Annotated in this window: 18 protein-coding genes and 2 tRNA genes; 8 read left to right on the forward strand and 12 right to left on the reverse strand. The window is 39.5% G+C overall.

Annotated features, from left to right (window positions below):
* The first annotated feature begins 99 nt into the window (after nucleotides 1-99).
* Nucleotides 100-840 carry a DUF2971 domain-containing protein gene (locus tag ACRD7P_RS00970; protein ID WP_430905593.1) on the forward strand — a complete coding sequence of 247 codons (741 nt, stop codon included), beginning with the start codon at nucleotides 100-102 and terminating at the stop codon, nucleotides 838-840.
* Between the two features lie 310 nt (nucleotides 841-1,150).
* Here the strand turns inward: ACRD7P_RS00970 and ACRD7P_RS00975 are convergent, their stop codons facing one another.
* Nucleotides 1,151-1,525 carry a nuclear transport factor 2 family protein gene (locus tag ACRD7P_RS00975; RefSeq protein WP_430905594.1) on the reverse strand — a complete coding sequence of 125 codons (375 nt, stop codon included), beginning with the start codon at nucleotides 1,523-1,525 and terminating at the stop codon, nucleotides 1,151-1,153.
* A 46-nt stretch (nucleotides 1,526-1,571) separates the two neighbouring features.
* On the opposite strand from ACRD7P_RS00975, the gene ACRD7P_RS00980 reads away from it, so the two are divergent.
* A complete protein-coding gene (locus ACRD7P_RS00980) occupies nucleotides 1,572-2,408 on the forward strand; it encodes a helix-turn-helix transcriptional regulator (RefSeq protein ID WP_430905595.1) in 837 nt (278 codons plus the stop codon).
* Between the two features lie 62 nt (nucleotides 2,409-2,470).
* Here ACRD7P_RS00980 and ACRD7P_RS00985 read toward each other — a convergent pair whose 3' ends face one another.
* The 6 genes from ACRD7P_RS00985 to ACRD7P_RS01010 all read right to left on the reverse strand — a co-directional run bounded on the left by ACRD7P_RS00985 (nucleotide 2,471) and on the right by ACRD7P_RS01010 (nucleotide 6,947).
* Nucleotides 2,471-4,051, reverse strand: a complete 1,581-nt coding sequence (locus ACRD7P_RS00985; protein ID WP_430905596.1) for a type IV secretory system conjugative DNA transfer family protein — start codon at nucleotides 4,049-4,051, stop codon at nucleotides 2,471-2,473.
* Between the two features lie 5 nt (nucleotides 4,052-4,056).
* Nucleotides 4,057-5,088, reverse strand: a complete 1,032-nt coding sequence (mobB, locus tag ACRD7P_RS00990) for a MobB family relaxase (RefSeq protein ID WP_430905597.1) — start codon at nucleotides 5,086-5,088, stop codon at nucleotides 4,057-4,059.
* A gap of 11 nt (nucleotides 5,089-5,099) precedes the next feature.
* Nucleotides 5,100-5,501, reverse strand: a complete 402-nt coding sequence (locus ACRD7P_RS00995; RefSeq protein WP_430905598.1) for a BfmA/BtgA family mobilization protein — start codon at nucleotides 5,499-5,501, stop codon at nucleotides 5,100-5,102.
* Nucleotides 5,502-5,933: 432 nt separating this feature from the next.
* A complete protein-coding gene (locus ACRD7P_RS01000; protein WP_430905599.1) occupies nucleotides 5,934-6,131 on the reverse strand; it encodes a hypothetical protein in 198 nt (65 codons plus the stop codon).
* 11 nt (nucleotides 6,132-6,142) lie between these two features.
* A complete protein-coding gene (locus ACRD7P_RS01005; RefSeq protein WP_430905600.1) occupies nucleotides 6,143-6,523 on the reverse strand; it encodes a DUF6876 family protein in 381 nt (126 codons plus the stop codon).
* A 79-nt stretch (nucleotides 6,524-6,602) separates the two neighbouring features.
* Nucleotides 6,603-6,947 carry a single-stranded DNA-binding protein gene (locus ACRD7P_RS01010; RefSeq protein WP_430905601.1) on the reverse strand — a complete coding sequence of 115 codons (345 nt, stop codon included), beginning with the start codon at nucleotides 6,945-6,947 and terminating at the stop codon, nucleotides 6,603-6,605.
* Nucleotides 6,948-7,726: 779 nt separating this feature from the next.
* Here ACRD7P_RS01010 and ACRD7P_RS01015 point away from each other — a divergent pair.
* From ACRD7P_RS01015 to ACRD7P_RS01035, 5 genes are all read left to right on the forward strand, one after another.
* Nucleotides 7,727-8,314 (forward strand): Crp/Fnr family transcriptional regulator, encoded by a 588-nt coding sequence (locus ACRD7P_RS01015; protein WP_430905603.1) that lies wholly within the window; start codon nucleotides 7,727-7,729, stop codon nucleotides 8,312-8,314.
* Between the two features lie 99 nt (nucleotides 8,315-8,413).
* Entirely contained in the window at nucleotides 8,414-9,079 is a 666-nt protein-coding gene (locus ACRD7P_RS01020) for a peroxiredoxin-like family protein (RefSeq protein ID WP_430905604.1), read from the forward strand.
* Between the two features lie 4 nt (nucleotides 9,080-9,083).
* Entirely contained in the window at nucleotides 9,084-9,470 is a 387-nt protein-coding gene (locus tag ACRD7P_RS01025) for a hypothetical protein (protein ID WP_430905605.1), read from the forward strand.
* Entirely contained in the window at nucleotides 9,457-9,963 is a 507-nt protein-coding gene (locus tag ACRD7P_RS01030) for an SRPBCC family protein (RefSeq protein WP_430905606.1), read from the forward strand. Before ACRD7P_RS01025 ends, ACRD7P_RS01030 begins: the two co-directional genes overlap by 14 nt.
* The gene (locus ACRD7P_RS01035; protein ID WP_430905607.1) at nucleotides 9,953-10,783 is read left to right on the forward strand and encodes an oxidoreductase; all 831 of its coding nucleotides are present in this window, start codon (nucleotides 9,953-9,955) and stop codon (nucleotides 10,781-10,783) included. The genes ACRD7P_RS01030 and ACRD7P_RS01035 overlap by 11 nt, the downstream gene beginning before the upstream one ends.
* A gap of 270 nt (nucleotides 10,784-11,053) precedes the next feature.
* On the opposite strand, the gene ACRD7P_RS01040 is transcribed toward ACRD7P_RS01035, so the two are convergent.
* The 5 genes from ACRD7P_RS01040 to ACRD7P_RS01060 form a co-directional block, all read right to left on the reverse strand.
* Complete coding sequence (locus tag ACRD7P_RS01040) at nucleotides 11,054-11,890, reverse strand: DUF932 domain-containing protein (protein WP_430905608.1); 837 nt, start codon at nucleotides 11,888-11,890, stop codon at nucleotides 11,054-11,056.
* Between the two features lie 508 nt (nucleotides 11,891-12,398).
* Nucleotides 12,399-13,658, reverse strand: a complete 1,260-nt coding sequence (locus ACRD7P_RS01045; RefSeq protein ID WP_430905609.1) for a site-specific integrase — start codon at nucleotides 13,656-13,658, stop codon at nucleotides 12,399-12,401.
* Nucleotides 13,659-13,886: 228 nt separating this feature from the next.
* Nucleotides 13,887-13,961 (reverse strand) — tRNA-Pro (locus ACRD7P_RS01050).
* Nucleotides 13,962-13,993: 32 nt separating this feature from the next.
* Nucleotides 13,994-14,077 (reverse strand) — tRNA-Ser (locus tag ACRD7P_RS01055).
* Nucleotides 14,078-14,198: 121 nt separating this feature from the next.
* Nucleotides 14,199-16,247 carry an HD family phosphohydrolase gene (locus tag ACRD7P_RS01060; protein WP_430905610.1) on the reverse strand — a complete coding sequence of 683 codons (2,049 nt, stop codon included), beginning with the start codon at nucleotides 16,245-16,247 and terminating at the stop codon, nucleotides 14,199-14,201.
* Nucleotides 16,248-16,362: 115 nt separating this feature from the next.
* Here ACRD7P_RS01060 and ACRD7P_RS01065 point away from each other — a divergent pair, with 115 nt between their 5' ends.
* Nucleotides 16,363-17,538 carry an acetyl-CoA C-acyltransferase gene (locus tag ACRD7P_RS01065; RefSeq protein ID WP_430905611.1) on the forward strand — a complete coding sequence of 392 codons (1,176 nt, stop codon included), beginning with the start codon at nucleotides 16,363-16,365 and terminating at the stop codon, nucleotides 17,536-17,538.
* Nucleotides 17,539-17,561: the final 23 nt, after the last annotated feature.

The raw sequence follows: 17,561 nt of genomic DNA on the forward strand, positions 1-17,561 counted from the left end.
TACCACAAAATTACTATTTTTGTTGATAATATGCAACAATTATGAGTTTTATCAAATATGTATAACATCTTCGACCAAGACCACGAACTGTCCATACAAATGGGAATTCCTTTTGTATTTAGGTTTAGACCACCCAATGAAAATACCCTAAGTGAACTTAAAGAGAATTATATCTGGTTCTCAGAGAGGGATTCACTTAATGATGAATTGGACTCTAATCCAGAGTTTGTAAAGCTGTCGTCGAACCCTTCCGAAATTAAACTACTATACGATATAGTCGCTGAAGGTATCCTTGACCCTAAAGTGAAGGACTATTTTGATACTAATATGACCGAAAAGAAGCTTCACGAATTTGCTTCAACCAAGATAAAACCATTTGTATCAAGTTTTGGTATTGCTTGCTTTACGATGTACCCGATGAATGAGAAGTTGTGGAAAATTTATGCAGAAAACGATAAAGGTGTCTGTCTTCGTTTTGATAGTAGTGACGACCCTACTTTCTTTCATAAAATTCTTCCAGTACACTATGTTTCTAGAATAAAAAAACGCGAATACAACCCAATCTCGCAACCTGACCATATCGTCGATTTGTTTTATAAAAAAACAGAACAATGGTCTTACGAGAAAGAGCTTAGACTTTTAAAAGATAGAACTGGTAAGGTAAAATTCGAGCCATCCTCCTTATCAAATGTGCTTATCGGATACGATGCCGAACCTGATTTTATTGAAGCAATCGTGACCACTGTTAGAACCCATTATGAAAACGTCAAAGTTTTTCAAATTACGGGACCGGTTTCTATAGGTAAATTGATGTATAAACCTTTATACTTACCTGTATAATGATTATAAATCAACTTACATCTAAACTATTGAATTGTTCTAACATCACCGAAATATCGACCTAGCCTCATCATATACCTTTTCAAAATTAGCTGCTAAGTCAGCTTGAGAATATTGCTTCGTTTGTGGTAGAAGTTATCTCTGAATTTTAGGGAATTTGTATTACATTTTCTTGTCCGTGTCAGCACTTTGGGTTGCGATATGAGACCCAATAGAAACAAATCTTTCAAATAATATCAAAAACCTTAAACTCTTTTATTAAACATAAGAGCGCCTTAATTCTTTTTTTGGGGATATTATAATCAAGATTTTAATGAGTAATAAAGATTTTATTGGTAATCAACCATCTATCATCGATTTTAAGTAGCGTAAAAAAGTCAGTAAACATATGTCCGTGCCAATTGCTTATTTCTACACGTGCACTCGCCCCTTCGCCGCTTTTATCAATTGATCGAATAATGAATTGCAAATCCTGAGATGGTTCGTGCTCATCTACATAGTCAAATAGAGTTTTAATCGGATGCTCGAAACGTTCATTCTCTAGTTGACCGTAAATTTGGGCAAGTGGATGAAATGCCTTTTGCATTACTCGACTGTCACCTGCCTTAGCCCCTTTTGAATATATATTTAAGGTTCCAATGATATTAGAGATTTCGTCGAACTCTGTTTTTTTAGAAATATCCATTTCGATTTTTTTTTGCTAAATTACTATTAACAATTCAGTCAACTATATGAGTAACAAACCTATGATAACAGACTCTAAGATTATAAGATCAAAAAAGAGTATTGAAGCCGAGCGGCTTACCGAGTTATCAGTTTTCCTAACCAACACGCGAAATAACATAAATAGGAAAGATTTCACCAATCTACCTCCACGTCAGAGACAACGCTCAATAGGTTTGTCTAGAAGCGAGGTAGCGCACCTAGCTGAAATGAGTACTGATTGGTATACTTGGTTAGAGCAAGGACGTGCTATCAAAGTCTCTAGAGAAATGCTCTCGAAGATTGCGGTAGTTTTAAAAATGTCAGCTCCCGAAAAAAGGTACTTTTTTACCCTTGCCGGTCACCATTACCAAACATTGGAAAATGATGATTACAATATTATAACTCTAAAACGTATGGCAGATAATCTCAAATCTGCACCAACTATTATCTTAAATGGAATATGGCAAATAATTTATCAGAATAAGGCAGCTAATCAAATATTCGGGAATTGGCCAAATCTGGGCAATACAGATAAAAATCTACTCAATATATTTTTCACGGAACCCGTATTCACGGAATTTTTACAGGAATGGGAATGGCACGCCCGTCTTACCATCCGTCAGTACCGAGCAATATATGCTGAGCAAATGGGAAACATTGAGATTACTCGATTAATTAACCGACTTAGTGAGAGAAGTGACCTCTTTAGAAATTGGTGGATGGAAACGGACGTTGCGGGCCGTGACGATGGGCGTAAAATATTCAATATCCCGAAAAAAGGTTCTTTTGTTTTTGATTACACAATTTTACGTCCTGCGGAAAATAGTAGCATTGAAATGCTTTCATTTGTTCCGGTAAAGTAGGTAATCAACCCAGTACTTTCGTGATATTACTACTGAAGCATAGTCAAAAAAACTAATTATTTCTAATCAAATATCGACCTCGCCTCATCATAAACCCGTTCAAAATTAGCTTCCAAATCTGATTTGGAAAATTGGTTTACATTCTTCGGTAATTCTCTTTGTATGTTGGCTAACTTAAACTGCACTCTCTTATCCTTCCCATCTGTATAGGTGATGAACTCGCCTTGCTTTAATCTGAAAAACACGTCGGCACGAATCTTTGGGATTTCCTTTTCACCTGTGGTCACTCGAGTGTCAAAATCAAGGTTATGTCCTCGACTAATGCTTTTTGTCGGGTCTTTAATGATTTCAAAGAATCGTTCGTAATACTTTGCGGTGTCTGGGTCGTTTACCTTTCCAAAGAATTGGTAAGAGAGATTGCTCAAAATGGCTTTACTCGCTTTATCACCGTACATCATATCATTCTGGATTTTATCCTGCATCACGTAAATAGTTGAAATATTATAGCTTCTCAAAGTTGCTGGAATACGGTGCATATTCAATAATCGGATGGTGGGTGCTTCTTCCATTAGCAAGAAAGATGGCTTACTGTTTCTTACGCTCATCTGCTTGGTAATCGTGTGGATGATCGTAGCGATTACTGGCGAATATGAGGTTTCATATTTAGGATTGTTTACTATCGAAATCACACAGGGATTTTCTGGATTGTTGATATTGAGTGGCACTTCATCTGCAGACAATGTCATAAAAATGCGTTGCGTGCTAATTCGCTTCAGTGCATTTGCCAAGGTACTTTTAACGCCTGCGGTCTGCCTGTCGGAATCTTTTCCGCTTATAAACGCATCTGCCATTGCTCTTGACGTTGTGTTTGTCTCTAGAAACTGGATAAGGCTATCCGTATCGAGTATCTGATAGATAGCAATTAGATGTGGTAATGTGCAATATTTCGGGTAGTCCGTTTTCAGTTTCCAAATCAAACCACCAATCAATCCTTCAGCAGCATCGTTAAAGAATTTTGTAGTGCCTGTTGTACCACTTTCTCTTTGTTCCAAAAGATTCTCAATGAGAACTCTCGACACTTCGTTTACGCTTTCCTCGTTCTCTAAATAACGTGGCGCAATAGGATTTACACGATGGATGATTTTATCGAAGGATATGACCTTAAACGGTATATCGCTATCCTTAAAGAGCGGATATGCCATTTCGGTCAGTTCAAAGTCTTTGTAATCGTGAATGATTCCGCAAAAATTGTTTTCACGAAAGTGTTTTAAAAACCCATAGACCACACTTTCCGTTTTGCCACTTCCGGCGGATCCGATGACGGATGCGCCACGTTTAATATTATCCAGTTTGAAATTGCCTTTTGTGGTGGCAAAATTGACCTGATATTTGCTGTCGCCATTTATCGGCTTTTCCGTTTTGTGAAGAAACACATAGAGTCCTATGTTAATTAATATGAGGGGGCAAACCAAATAGAGGGCAATGATACTCAATGCGTTTTCCTCTTTTAAATAAAAGACCATCACACCAAGCACGAGAAAATTAATGAGGAAAGCATACCGACTTATCCGAAACATCGCATAGCAAACCATACCGGCTAGACCAATAATTGAGAGTATCGTTATGAGACTGTTTATTTGCATCCTGATTAGATTCCGATGGAACTTGATTTTATGGCTATTTCGGCGCCACGTCTTAATCTTTTGAAAACTCGAAGCGCAATTTGAGTTTGACTTACAGGAATACTCGGCACAATGGGCAACCCAGATTTGCTTATAATTTTAAAAGCCAAAGCCTTTTCGTTGGCTGGCAGTTTCATCAAGGCAGAAAAATAGAGGTTTGGGTTTTTTACGAACGTCTTTTTGGCTTTGTAGGTCTCTGCATAATTGCGCTTATAGCCAAATGTTTTATCAAAGGTTTGTTCCGCTTTCGCGAAAAATGTATCACGGTCAAAACCACGTTTTACAGTTTTACCGTGCATTTCAACTTCTGAAGCTTTGTGTTTACTACCAGGCGAAAGGCTGAACGTATTGGAAGCATCTTTCCTGCTTACGATGATATGAATATGACTTTGGTTTCCATCTTTTAGCATTCCCTGGACTATCCGTTTTCCGTTTTGTTGGTGCGGTGCTTGTTTTTCGAGTTTAGAAATTTCCTTTTTCATCCTTTTGATATTTCCCTCAACTCGTCCTTCTTGGATATTTCGGATATCCGTTTTGAGCTGAAGTATTTTAGTGGCATACGGTTGGTTTTCTTTTATCTGAAAATCTGTTCCTTTAAAAGTCCTCCGATGTTCGATTTTCGCAAAGTACTTTATGTCATCTGCGGTTATAGGTTTACCGTTGATTTCACGATTAAAGGATGCCACATAATCCTTCATCAGCTCTCTGGTGTATCTTTTTAAATCTTGGCTACTGTTCTGCAATTTTCTCAATTCATATTTTGAAGGACTCACAGTAATTGAATAAAATTTAGGTTCTTTCTTTTTCAGTTTTGCCGTGTTGCCATCAATTTCCCGGACTACTTCTTCCGCCGAAATCTCGTCGCCATATTGATTAAAAAAGTATTCCATTTCCTGCTGTTCCAAACCTTGATTTTCTTTCTCTAAATAGCCCACAAAATCTGCTGAACTTTGTGAATAATTTGTTCCTAATTTCTGTGGTGTGATGGTTATGTACATAGCCTTAAAAATTAGAGTTCGTTCTTTAAGTTTCGCTTTTCACGAAAGCCCGCCTCGCCGGAAAGCAGGCGTACTTCCTTCTTTTCTTCGGCATATTTCTTTTCCACTATCAAAGGCTTTTTGCTTGGCTCTTCGGTCTCAAAAAGGGATTGAATCATAGCGACCGTAGGTTTGGTTTGTGTCTTTTCTACGTCTCGCATTATGGCAATGACTGCATTGATTCTTTTTAAAAGTTTGGCTTCGATAGTTCGTCCCGTTGGACCTAATTTTTCCTTTGGCGAAATCTCGTTATAAAAGAAAAAATCGAGCATCGTGGCCATTGCTTCGGTATGCGATTTAAAGTACGTGCGTGAGAAAGTTTGGAAGCGTTTTGCCGTTTCCTTTTTGAATCTGATTCCGATAAATGAGTCCATATTTCGCCAATTTGTCGCAAAATCATCCCTAAAAATGGGCGTTTCCAGCCCGTTTGTCGCAAATCGTTGATTGTCAGTAAATTAAAATATTTTCAAATTACTGGTAATCAGCTATTTAAAAACGAAAAGGAATGCTTAACATCGCGTAGCGTGTTACCCTCTTGCTATTCCTTTTCGTCACGCGCAAGCGTGACAAAAAATTCATACAATCCTGCTAAAAAGCAGATTGCCATTTTCAGGGAAAATGATTTTCCAATATGTTAATTTTCGATGTGTAAGGGTATCGGCGAAAGTCTAGAAGTGGATACCTTACTTTAATTTGAATGCTGAATTTCAGCACAATAAAGATACACTTTTTTATTAATGTAGGTTTAATTACATACAAAAACACCTCTGAAATTTCAGAGGTGCCTGTCTATAAGATTTGAAAATTTAGATATTAAATACGTAGGTATAAGAATATAAATTGCGAAGTGCTTCTTCTTCAATCATCGTTTCAAAACAGCCATAATTTTCTTTAATGTGTTTGCGAATGCTATCGCCAAATTTTCGTTGCACATCTTCTTTGGAACTTTCCAAAAGTCGGTTTTGAGCTTCTTCGCTCAAGTCTGTAAAATTGAGATATACCATAGCTTTACATTTTAATATTCGCTAGGTAACATCAACGTATCATTTACAAAAAATAACCGCAGTTCGTCGAGTGGAAAATCGGTAGCACGATAGTCTTGCTTTTCCAAAATATTGTCATTGCCATCGCTGTAAATTATCTCGGCTTCATAACCTGTAAAATCTTGTTTTTCCTCTGACAATCTTTTAAAATCTATAGTGATAAAATCGCTTCGGTTCATCAGACTTTTTGCAATTACGGACGTGTCGGTAATAAGCCAAAAACATTCTGCTACTTCGGTAAGATATTTCAATCCATCGGTAAATCGTGTTTTCAATAGCGGGATTTGATAGAACATTTCTGTTCCCGTAAATTGTTGCAATCGCGCTTTTATTTCGTTAACTTGTATCTTCATTGTTTACTTTTTTTAAGTGTGAATAATGAAAAAAGAGGGCGCATCTTTCGACGGTTACGCCCTCTTTCATTTTAAATTTTTACTTGTCGTCTTTGCTTCCAAGTAATAGGATTTCATCTGCTACCACTTCGGTAACATACCTTTGGTTTCCATCATCGGTGGTGTAGGTTCTAGTTTTCAATTTTCCTACAATCCCGATTTCCTTTCCTTTGCCTACGTAGTTCTCTACGATGTCCGCAGTTTTTCCCCAGGCAACAACCGTATGCCAATTCGTGTCTGTTTGTTTTTCGCCTTTGGCATCTTTGTAATACTCATTAGTGGCGATTGAGAAGCGGACTACTTTCTTACCGCTTTCAAGGTTTGTAACAGTTGGTTCTTGTCCAACATTTCCAATTAACTGTACGTGATTTTTAATACTACTCATAATAAAATATTTAAGTGATTTATATTTCCCCTATTGATTTAAAACAGATTAAATTTTAAGGGGTGTTTGTTCTTTTCTTCTGTGCACCGCACAATGGGTCAAGTGGGTTTTGTCAAGACTTTTAGGGAATAAATCAGGTGTGTTTGCGACGTAGAAAAATGCTCGCATTTTCAAGGAAGTAGAAACCTTATTTTTTACTGAAACTTGTATAGTCTTGACAAGTTCCATAAGGGCATTAGCAATTCTTTTAAACGCAGTTGCGTTTGAGCGTACGGGAAGTTAAGCGAGATAAGTAGCTGGGTTTCATCTAGAATTGGTTATGCTCTGCCTGTTTTTCGCTGTACCGAAAAACAATAAAAGGCTTTATCCATTATAAACCCCTTAAAATGTGTAAGACAGCGGTTCGGTTTTTAAGGATTTTCGAGTAAGGGCTCAAGAAGACCGCGCCGAAAATCCTGTTAAGAAAACCGAAGTGATGGCTTTCCGATGAAAAAAGCGGACTCTATTCACAATTTTAGCTCGGGAATGTAGTGTTTCTTCCCAGCCTAAGCGGGAAGGGTTAGCGGAATGGAAAGCTTAAATTGTGGATTGTGTCCAAGATATTTGTAGTGAAGCTCTTTTCCCAAAGTGAAGTGATTGCCTGCGTTTAACAGCAGGGAAGCGTGTAATGCAGGGGAATGTGCTGAATGGGTTTCTTAAACTAGATTAAGTTTAAGATTGCTCAATTACAGTATCTTTACCACTTAAAAAATAAATTAAAAATATCCGCTAAAAAACCTTTGGACAAATACAGTAACATACTTCAAAACATAGCCAGATACGTCACACTTTCGGATGAAGAAATAGAAAGATTGATTGCCATTATTCGTACAACCAAGATTAAAAAACGGCAGTTTATAGACCAACCAGGTTATGTCTGTAAATATCGAAACTATGTAGTTCAAGGTGCTTTTCGTTCTTATTTCATCGATGGGGATGGAAAAGAGCATACCGTTCAAATCGCTATTGAAGATTGGTTTGTAAGCGACTTCTACAGCTACATTACCCAAACCCCAGCTACTCTTTACGTAGAGGCTCTTGAAGACTCTACTATTTTTCAGATGGCCTATGAGGATATTGAAGGGCTTTGCAAAGAAATTCATAACCTAAGCGAGTATTTCAGAATTTCTACGGAAAAAGCGTTTGCCTTTTCGCGAAAGCGTGCCTTGTCCAATTTGAGTATGACGGCCGAGGAAAAATACCTTGAGCTTCTGGAACGCTATCCCAATATTGTCCGCCGAGTTCCGCAGAAAGTAATTGCATCCTATTTGGGTATGACACCCGAATTTATGTCCAAAATCCGAAAGAACCTTTCCTCAAAATCTTAATCTAGTTCAAGACTATTTCCTAATCTAGTTCATTTTTAAAGCGACCCATCAGTCGCAACTTTGTAGTGTCAATAGTGACATAACTATAAAGCGAATAAAATGAATACTAAAGAAAGTTTACCTACCTATCAAGAAGCCCTCACTAATTTAAGAGGCAATTTGGGTGAAATGCTTCCTAAAGAGGCTTTGGATGTTTTTGACAACGATGCCCAGAACCTTCAAAAAGAACACCAATCTATATTGAAAGTAGAAGTTGGTGACAAAGCATCGGATTTTTCGTTATCCAATGCATCTGATAAAACTATCACATTATCAAAATTATTGCAAAATCACAAAGTTGTACTTGTTTTCTATAGAGGAACCTGGTGCCCGTATTGCAATCTACAGTTGGCGCATTATCAAAATTCCTTAGATGAAATACACGCTCTGGGTGCAAAATTGGTTGCCATTTCACCACAAACACCAGATGAGTCTTTGAGCATCAAGGAAAAGAACGAGCTCAAATTTGAAGTTTTGAGCGATAACGGTAACATCGTCGCCAGAAACTACACGACTGTTTTCAAAAATGGTGATGCACCAGTAAACACAATGACCGAACTGGGATTTGACTTCGATGCCCATTATTCCGATGATTCTAGGGAATTACCAGTTCCAGCCGTCTTTGTAATCAATCAAGACGGTACTATCGCTTTCGCGAAAGCGGAAGGTGGTGACTATAGAAACCGTGTGGAAGTATCCGAAATCATTAACTCTTTAAAAAGCTAAAACGATGAAAAATACAATTCAAAACATCGCCATCTGGCTACTCGCTATACTGATGCTCATTTTTGGGCTAAACAAGTTCTTCGGTTTTATCCCAGTAGAACCACCTGCCGATGCAACAGCACAAGGTTTTATGGGTGCAATGTTCACATCCTATCTCTATATTATAGTTGCTATTGCAGAAATTACCGGTGGAATTCTGCTATTGATTCCTAAAACCAGATTTATGGGTTGGTTAATATTACTACCGGTGATATTCAATATTGTGGCCTTTCATATCGCCCACGATTTTATCGGTAACGGAATATGGTTGCTACCAACAATTCTTTTCGTGATTATATCTTACCTACAGTTCAACAACATCAAAAAAGCAATGACCTATGGATTTATATAAAACAGGAATTCTGACTCTTTCTTGTCTATTGATGATGTGTAGTCTGAACGCCCAAAAAACAGTCAAAGTCAAGGTTGAGAACGACATTACGCTGAATGCTGATTTGGATGAAGTATGGACAGCAATTTCCAATTTGGAAAATCTTGACAAACTCGTTCCCGAAATCATAGGTGAGACAGAGGGAATAGGTAATGGTAAAGGTGCCATAGTGACATTGACTTTAAAAGGAAATGGCGCGAGGGTCGTTGAGGAAATCACAAAGCTTGATAATAAAAAACGCGTCATCTCGTATGAGATACTGGAAACACCGATGCCACTATCTTATTATAAAGCGACTATAAGCATCACGCAAACAGATAGTCCTGAATTTGTGATTCGCTTTAAAACAGTTCTTAAAACTGATAAGACAAACGAAGAGAAGATGCAAACAACAATCGACAACTTTCAAAGAACACTTTTAAGTAACGTAAAAAATAAATATTATGAAAAATAGAATATGGTTTATCACAGGAATATCAAGCGGATTGGGCAAGGCACTTGCTGAATCTGTAATGGCTACTGGCGACTTCGTTGTAGGAACATTCCGGAAACAGTCACAGGTTGACGAATTCAATAAAAAGTTTTCCACAACAGCGTATTCCGTTCTACTGGATATTACGAATGAAGAAAATATAGAAACTACCGTCAAAGATATCATCACACAATACGGTCGTATCGATGTATTGGTCAACAATGCAGGTATCGGTTTTGTAGGTGCGGTAGAAGAAACCTCGATGGAAGAAGTAAGACGTGTTTTTGAAGCAAATGTTTTCGGCACGCTCAAACTTACCCAAACCGTTTTACCGTATATGCGAGAAGGGAAAAATGGACACATTGTACAAATATCCTCTCACGGTGGTATTAAAGCTTTTGCAGGATTTGGAATTTATAACGCTAGTAAATTCGCCTTGGAAGGTTTTAGTGAGGCATTGGCACAAGAAGTTGCACCTCTTGGGATTAAAGTTTCTATTGTTGAACCAGGTCCGTTCCGAACGAAATTTGCTGGTGACGGTTTAGGGCTTGCCGAAAATGTAATCAATGACTACGCTGAAACTGCCGGTGCTTTTAGGGCAAAGCTTAAAGGTGTCAACGGTAAACAAGAGGGTGACCCGGAAAAAGCTGCCAAAGCAATTATTGATTTAGTAAATTCCAAAAAGCCATCGCTTCGTCTTCCACTTGGTAAAGTGGCACTAATGACCATTGGAATGAAATTGGACAGTGTCAAAGCTGATTTAGAATTGAATAGAATGACTGCCGAAAGTGCGGTGTATTAGCAGGTAAATGCGGACTTGATTCACAATTTTGGCTCGGCAATGTAGTGTTCCTTCCCAGAGCATCGGGAAGGGTTAACGGAATGGAAAGCTAAAATTGGGGATTGTGTCCAAGATATTTGTAGTGAAGCTCTTTTCCTGAAATGTAGTGGTTGCCTGCGTTTTTCAGCAGGGAAGCGTGGAATGTAGGGGAATGTGCTGAGTGGTATTAAAAGTAAATGTTTGATATCTACTTAGTCATCCAGTTTAAGGTACTGGATAAACCTTTTGGCTTTAAGCCATTTCATAAACTTCATCGAATAGTTTCTTATCCAACCGTTCTTGTTGGCCAAAGCTTTTCTTCAATGTATTGTGCAATACTGAATTGAATGCATTGTAGCCCAACCATAAATTCGGTTCCTCATTAAGCAACAAGGCTTCGTAGCTCAAAATCTCAATGACTTCACGAGACTTTTTTGAGGGGTCGCTATTCTTGTCGCTACATTCGTATCTAAAGAGCTTTGTTTTGTCAAGAATTGCTTTTACAAATTTCTGTGTGTCAAGGATTTTAAAGTCCTTCATCTCATCGAATTTCTTGGTAATAGTATAGAACTCATTATCCAAAAATTTATCGAACAGATTGTTAAGTCTCGGCATAATGAGGTGTGTATTGTTCTTACTGTGCTTGATGGAAAACTCAATTTCAGCTTGCGAAACGTGTAAGCCATTGGAACATACCTTTCTGTGAAACCCGAAGTGGCCAGAGGTCTTTTCACTACCGTCATACGAGTTCTTAAACCGAAGCATTGGTAGTATCAAGTCCTTATTGTTCTTGACCGTAAATTGGCTTTTGTCGTCTATGATAAAGTCGGTAATGAACGACCTGTCATTCTTATTGATAGTCCGTTTGTGGAAGTTCAGTTGTGCATCGGTCAGCATTTCTTCGGCTTTCTTGAAGAACAGTTGATTCGGAATGTGGCCATAGCTGTTCGAGACCACATTTACGATTTTGCCATTTGAGATGATGGCATTTTCAAGCCCTCTTCGGGATTCCATCTGCGTAAGACTTCTTAAGGATTTTATTTCTGATGGAACAAAGATTTCATCCTGCTGTAAATTTTGTAAATACATAATTTTTGAATTTAAGATTAAGCGTTTTGCAATAGGACAGAGTAGTACATTGGATACTTTTCCCTGTAGTAAGCCAAGTGACTTTCTGCACCTTCAATGTTGTAGTTTTCGCTACTCGATTGATAGTGCTTTTCTAAATCTTGTAGTGGAATTTTGGAACTTTGTGATACTCGTTTCATAATGTTGAAATTTTAGTTAAACAATATTTGAGCAGTACCCAAACGGAAGCTAAAATCTCAGCTCAAAAGGAAACGGAATAAATGGGTAGTGGAAGAAGGGTCGGCTTTATGCCGTAGTCTTTTGATGGAAGTATTTTACGAGTTTATATTTCGGTAATATTGTATGATAAAAACTTCCCTTTAGAATACAAGAGGTCTCTATATCGTAGCACAAAAGAGTCTTCCTATTTAATTCACGAATGGGAAGACTCTTTTCCAGAAAAGAATTAATTAGTGTTGCCCAGAACTTTTCAGACTGCTGTTCATGGCATTACATTTTTGACATAAAACTATTTTACGGATGATTTTCTTTTCTCCAGATGGATATCACTATCATTTAACTTACTTCTAAGCGCCATCATATCCAAAGAAACTTTTGCCTCTATAACCCTAGCGTAAATTTGGGTAGTCGAGATTTTTGTATGACCCAACATTTTTGAAACTGTTTCGATGGGGACCCCGTTGGATAGTGTTACCGTGGTGGCAAATGTATGTCGCGCGGAATGGAAAGTCAGGTTTTTATCAACCTCTAAGGCTTTACAAATATCCTTAAGATAAAGATTCACTTTCTGGTTCGAAAATACCGGTAATAGCTTTCCATTGTTTTCGATAGGATATTCTACATATGTCTCTAAAATCTTCGATGCCTCATCCAATAAGGGTACTTTGACAGGTTGTTCGTTTTTCTCTCGCCTGGTAAAAATCCAGTAGGCACCATCTATTCCCCTACTAACATTATCCGCCTTAAGGCCTTTAACATCGGAATAAGACAGCCCGGTGTAGCAAGAAAACACAAAAATATCTTTGACCGTTTGCAACTTTTTTTCTTTGAGCTGAGTATTTTCAAAAATTTTCAATTCTTGCTTTGAAAGAAATGCTTTTTCGTACTTATTGAATTTAAGCTTAAAACGATCAAAAGGATTTTTATCCAACCACTCCAAATCCATGGCCAGATTCATTAATTTTCGAAGACGTTCCAAATGTTTCATAACCCCGTTATTGTTCAATGGGTTCCTATTTTGCAATGAAGGCCCCTTCCGGAGATATTGCTCGAAATCGATTATGAAACTATAGGTAAGATGCTTTAGGTAAACATCGTTGGTTTTCTTTTTTCGAACTAGAAAACGTTTGAGGTATCTCTCGGTGGTAAAATAGTTCTTTAAGGTTCCGGCTTTTAGAACCCCGATCATATTTTCGTTGTGATAGGTGACCAATTCCAGTAAAGATTTGTGTCTTTCGTCCTGCCCGATAAACCTTGCCTTAATAGATTTAGCCGTAACTAACTCAAAATCAGAAGAAAGCTGCTTATGACACCTCAGTAATTTGGAATAGACCTGGTCTAAGTAGGTGTTCAGAGCCTTGCCATCTGCGGTTCTTGCGGTGGTTTTCTTTGCTTTGGTATCCCAATAGGTAACCGAAGTTTGTCGTTGTAAGCTGATTTCTGCTCTTTTGCCGTCTACGGTTATGCGCGCATAAATTGGTGCAAAACCATCTTTCTGTTTGGCCAGACTTAGCCAAAAATGAATACTAAAAGTTGTTGAAGTTCGCATATACTCTCGCTTTAGGTGAATAATCGATTTGTTTTACGAAAGTCAAATCGAAGCGAAAGTCAAACGCTATGTAATTACAATGTAGTCAAAATAATCGGTTAGAAACAGGTAACCGAATAGGTAACTTTTGTTCTGTTAGTAAAGCTAATCTTATGACTTCAAGAAAAATGAAAATCCCTGATTTTCATAAGATTAGCTATTTTTTGGTGTCGTATGACACCCTATTTGTCGGGGTGGCAGGATTCGAACCTGCGACCTCCTGCTCCCAAAGCAGGCGCGATAACCGGGCTACGCTACACCCCGATTCGGTTATCCGATATTGTAAAAGAAAATTGCGGAGAGAATGGGACTCGAACCCATGCGACACTTGCGCGTCGACAGATTAGCAATCTGCTCCGTTACCACTCCGGCACCTCTCCTTTATTTTCTTAATGAACTTTCGACTTTCCCTATCAGGAAATTGCGGTTGCAAATGTACTTGTTACTATTTGAGAACGCAACTATTTAAAAGGATTTTTTTATGGAAAAATAAATACGACCTTATTCAGGATATTCCACGCGCAAGTGATAGATATTCGTAAGCTTCTGCTTGAATATTTTTTTGATCTTTTCAATGTCCTTAAAGGTTATATCCGCATTTAAAAATTGATCGGCGACCATTTGACCCGAGATGATTTTTTCTACAAAACTGTCGATAATCAAAAAAGTGGGATTTTTAAGGCTTTTTGATGCCGCCTCAACCGAATCTGCCATCATAAGGATGGCCGTTTCCTTAGAAAAGGGTATCGGTCCCGGGTATTGGAAATCGCCCACATCGGTACCTTCATCCTGCTCCTGTTGCTTTTTATAAAAGTAATACACCGTGGAAGTACCGTGGTGGCAACGGATAAAATCGATTACCCTATCGGGCAAATTACCTTTTCTCGCTATTTCAATTCCTTCGATCACATGATCGATAATGATTCTAGCGCTTTCTTTGGGCGATAACTCATCGTGCGGATTTACATTGGTAATCTGATTTTCGGTAAAGTAGGTCGGCTGGTTCATTTTACCGATATCATGGTAAAGGGCCCCTACCCGAACCAACATGGCATTGGCACCGATTTCATTCGCCGCGGCCTCGGCCAAATTCGCCACCTGCAACGAATGGTGAAACGTACCCGGTGCCTTATTGGCCAACTCCTTGAGCAACTTTGAGTTGGTATCCGAAAGCTCCAACAGGGAAACGTCCGATACCAATCCGAACAGTTTCTCGTACATATAGATCAAAGGCTGTGCGAACAATGTGATCATTCCATTAAGGAGGAACAGGCCAAAGGTGGTCCATACGATATTGTCCAAATTGCCCTCGTGAATAATATGAAAGGCAAGATAACCTACCATGTAGATCAAAGTTATCTGCCCGACAGAAATAAAAAGGTTGGCCCTTTTGTACAATTCCGATACGGTAAGTATGGTCACGATGCCTGAAATGATCTGTAAAAAGATATACTCAAAACTATTGGGCACCACAAAACCGAGAATGAGTACCGTAAGTACATGTACAAAAAGCCCAAGGCGCGCATCGAAAAAAGTTTTTAAAATTAAAGGCAATATGCATAAGGGCACAACAAAAATATAGGCCTCATTGTATTTGACCACGACAGTAGTGACAAATACCATTAGTAGAATATTAAAAAAGATAAAGGTGACTTTCACGTTGTTGGTGAAAATATCCGTGCGGTACTTTTTGAGAAAAAGAAAAAGCATCATTAACACCAAGGCTACCAATATCGTATACCCAAAAAGGATAAAATAGTAGTTGTTCGCGGCCCATAGTTCCGATTCGTACTCCTGCTTTAGGGAATCCAGTATTTTCAAATTCTGCGCTTCCACGACCTCACCCTTGGCAATGATCAGTTTCCCCTCGTCCACGGTACCTCGGGTCGTTGAAACCCTGGACAGTGCCTCGCTCAATGCTTTTTCGGTAAGCGCCTTGTCCAGAGCGACATTGGGCCGTACTACTTTCGAAAACAATCTTCTATAATTGGGCAGGTAATCGGAGACCCCCTGCTCCTGAAAAAAATTCCTGGCCCGTTTCATTATGGTATTGGCAGCCACCAAATCGCTAAATGGCACGCGTTGCGCCTCGTTTTGGCGCACCAGGTACAAAAGGTCTTCTTTTTCTCCTTTCTTTTTTTCAGTGAGGATTCCCTGGCCATATAGCGTCCTTAAAAATTCCTTGCCCAGACGGCGCAGTTTTGTTAATCGTTCGGGAGATAGTCCATCGGAGTCGAAGATGCGCGGAAACTGACTTTCGTAGTCCGCCAGCACCTTTTTTTCAATGTTTTCGCTAAGGCGATAATAAGGCAATTGGTCCAATCGCTGCGCGTTCTTTTCCGCAGCTACCTCAGCGTCGGTTTTTTTGATCGAAAAATCAAAGGGAGCATACAGGTTGTCATATTGCCATGGCTTCCCTTTTTGGAATTCATATTTGAACTGCCCTCCCTTCGGGAAAAAAAACACGATGGCCACCACTGCGGCAAAGTAGAGTACATACTTGTAGATAAGCGATTGGCTTTTGAAAAGTGCATCAAATAATGTTCGCATGTAACTCGGGTCTAAAAACCAAAAATAGAAAAATATAAAATGATAAGCGCTTAATGCGGGTTCCTAGAGGTCAATTGTGCTTAATTTTAGTAATTTCGCAAGAAATTGAACGTATATGAAAGAGGTTGTAATCGTATCGGCCGTAAGAACCCCTATAGGAAGTTTCATGGGGGCACTCTCCTCCGTACCTGCACCTAAACTGGGCGCTACCGCCATAAAAGGTGCTTTGGAAAAAATCGGTTTGGATCCAAACTTGGTAGATGAAGTGTTAATGGGCCATGTGGTTCAAGCGGGAGCCGGTCAGGCACCTGCCCGACAGGCGGCTATTTTTGCCGGAATTCCGGATAGCGTTCCCTGTACCACCGTTAACAAAGTATGTTCCTCCGGTATGAAAGCCGTAATGCAGGGGGCCCAATCGATCGCCTTGGGAGACACCGAGATCGTAGTTGCCGGAGGCATGGAGAACATGAGCCTGATCCCACACTATATGCATTTGAGAACCGGTCAAAAATTTGGTCCCTCGGCCATGGTGGACGGTATGCAAAAGGATGGCCTGGTCGACGTTTACGATCAGCAGGCCATGGGCGTATGCGCCGATCTTTGTGCCAAAGAACACGAGTTTAGCCGGGAGGAGCAAGATGCCTATGCCATACAATCCTATCAGCGTTCCGAAAACACTTGGAATTCGGGTGCCTTTGCAAACGAAGTCGTACCGGTCTCGGTGCCGCAAAGAAGGGGCGAGCCCGTAATGGTTACCGAGGACGAAGAGTACAAAAACGTAAAAATGGAAAAAATACCGGCCCTTCGGCCGGCCTTTTCAAAAGACGGTACGGTTACCGCCGCAAATGCCTCTACCATTAATGACGGAGCCGCAGCTTTGGTATTAATGAGTGCCGAAAAAGCAAGGGAACTACAACTAAAACCGTTGGCTACCATCAGTGGTTATGCCGATGCGGCCCAAGAACCAAAATGGTTCACTACGGCCCCGGCGAAGGCCCTACCAAAAGCATTGGCCAAAGCGGGCACAACTTTGGAAGAAATCGACTTTTTTGAGTTCAACGAAGCCTTTTCTGTCGTTGGTCTTGCCAATATGAAACTTTTGGGCCTTACCGACGATAAGGTAAATGTGCACGGAGGGGCGGTTTCGCTAGGGCATCCCTTAGGCTGTTCCGGCGCCCGAATTTTGGTAACCTTGTTGGGAGTATTGGAACGGAACGATGCAAAAATGGGCGCCGCCGCAATTTGTAACGGTGGAGGCGGAGCATCGGCCCTGGTACTTAAAAGACACTAATTCCTTTGTAGTTAGACGGTTGT

The sequence above is a fragment of the Maribacter sp. 2-571 genome, assembly GCF_050589625.1.
In the GTDB taxonomy this organism is placed as follows: Bacteria; Bacteroidota; Bacteroidia; order Flavobacteriales; family Flavobacteriaceae; genus Pelagihabitans.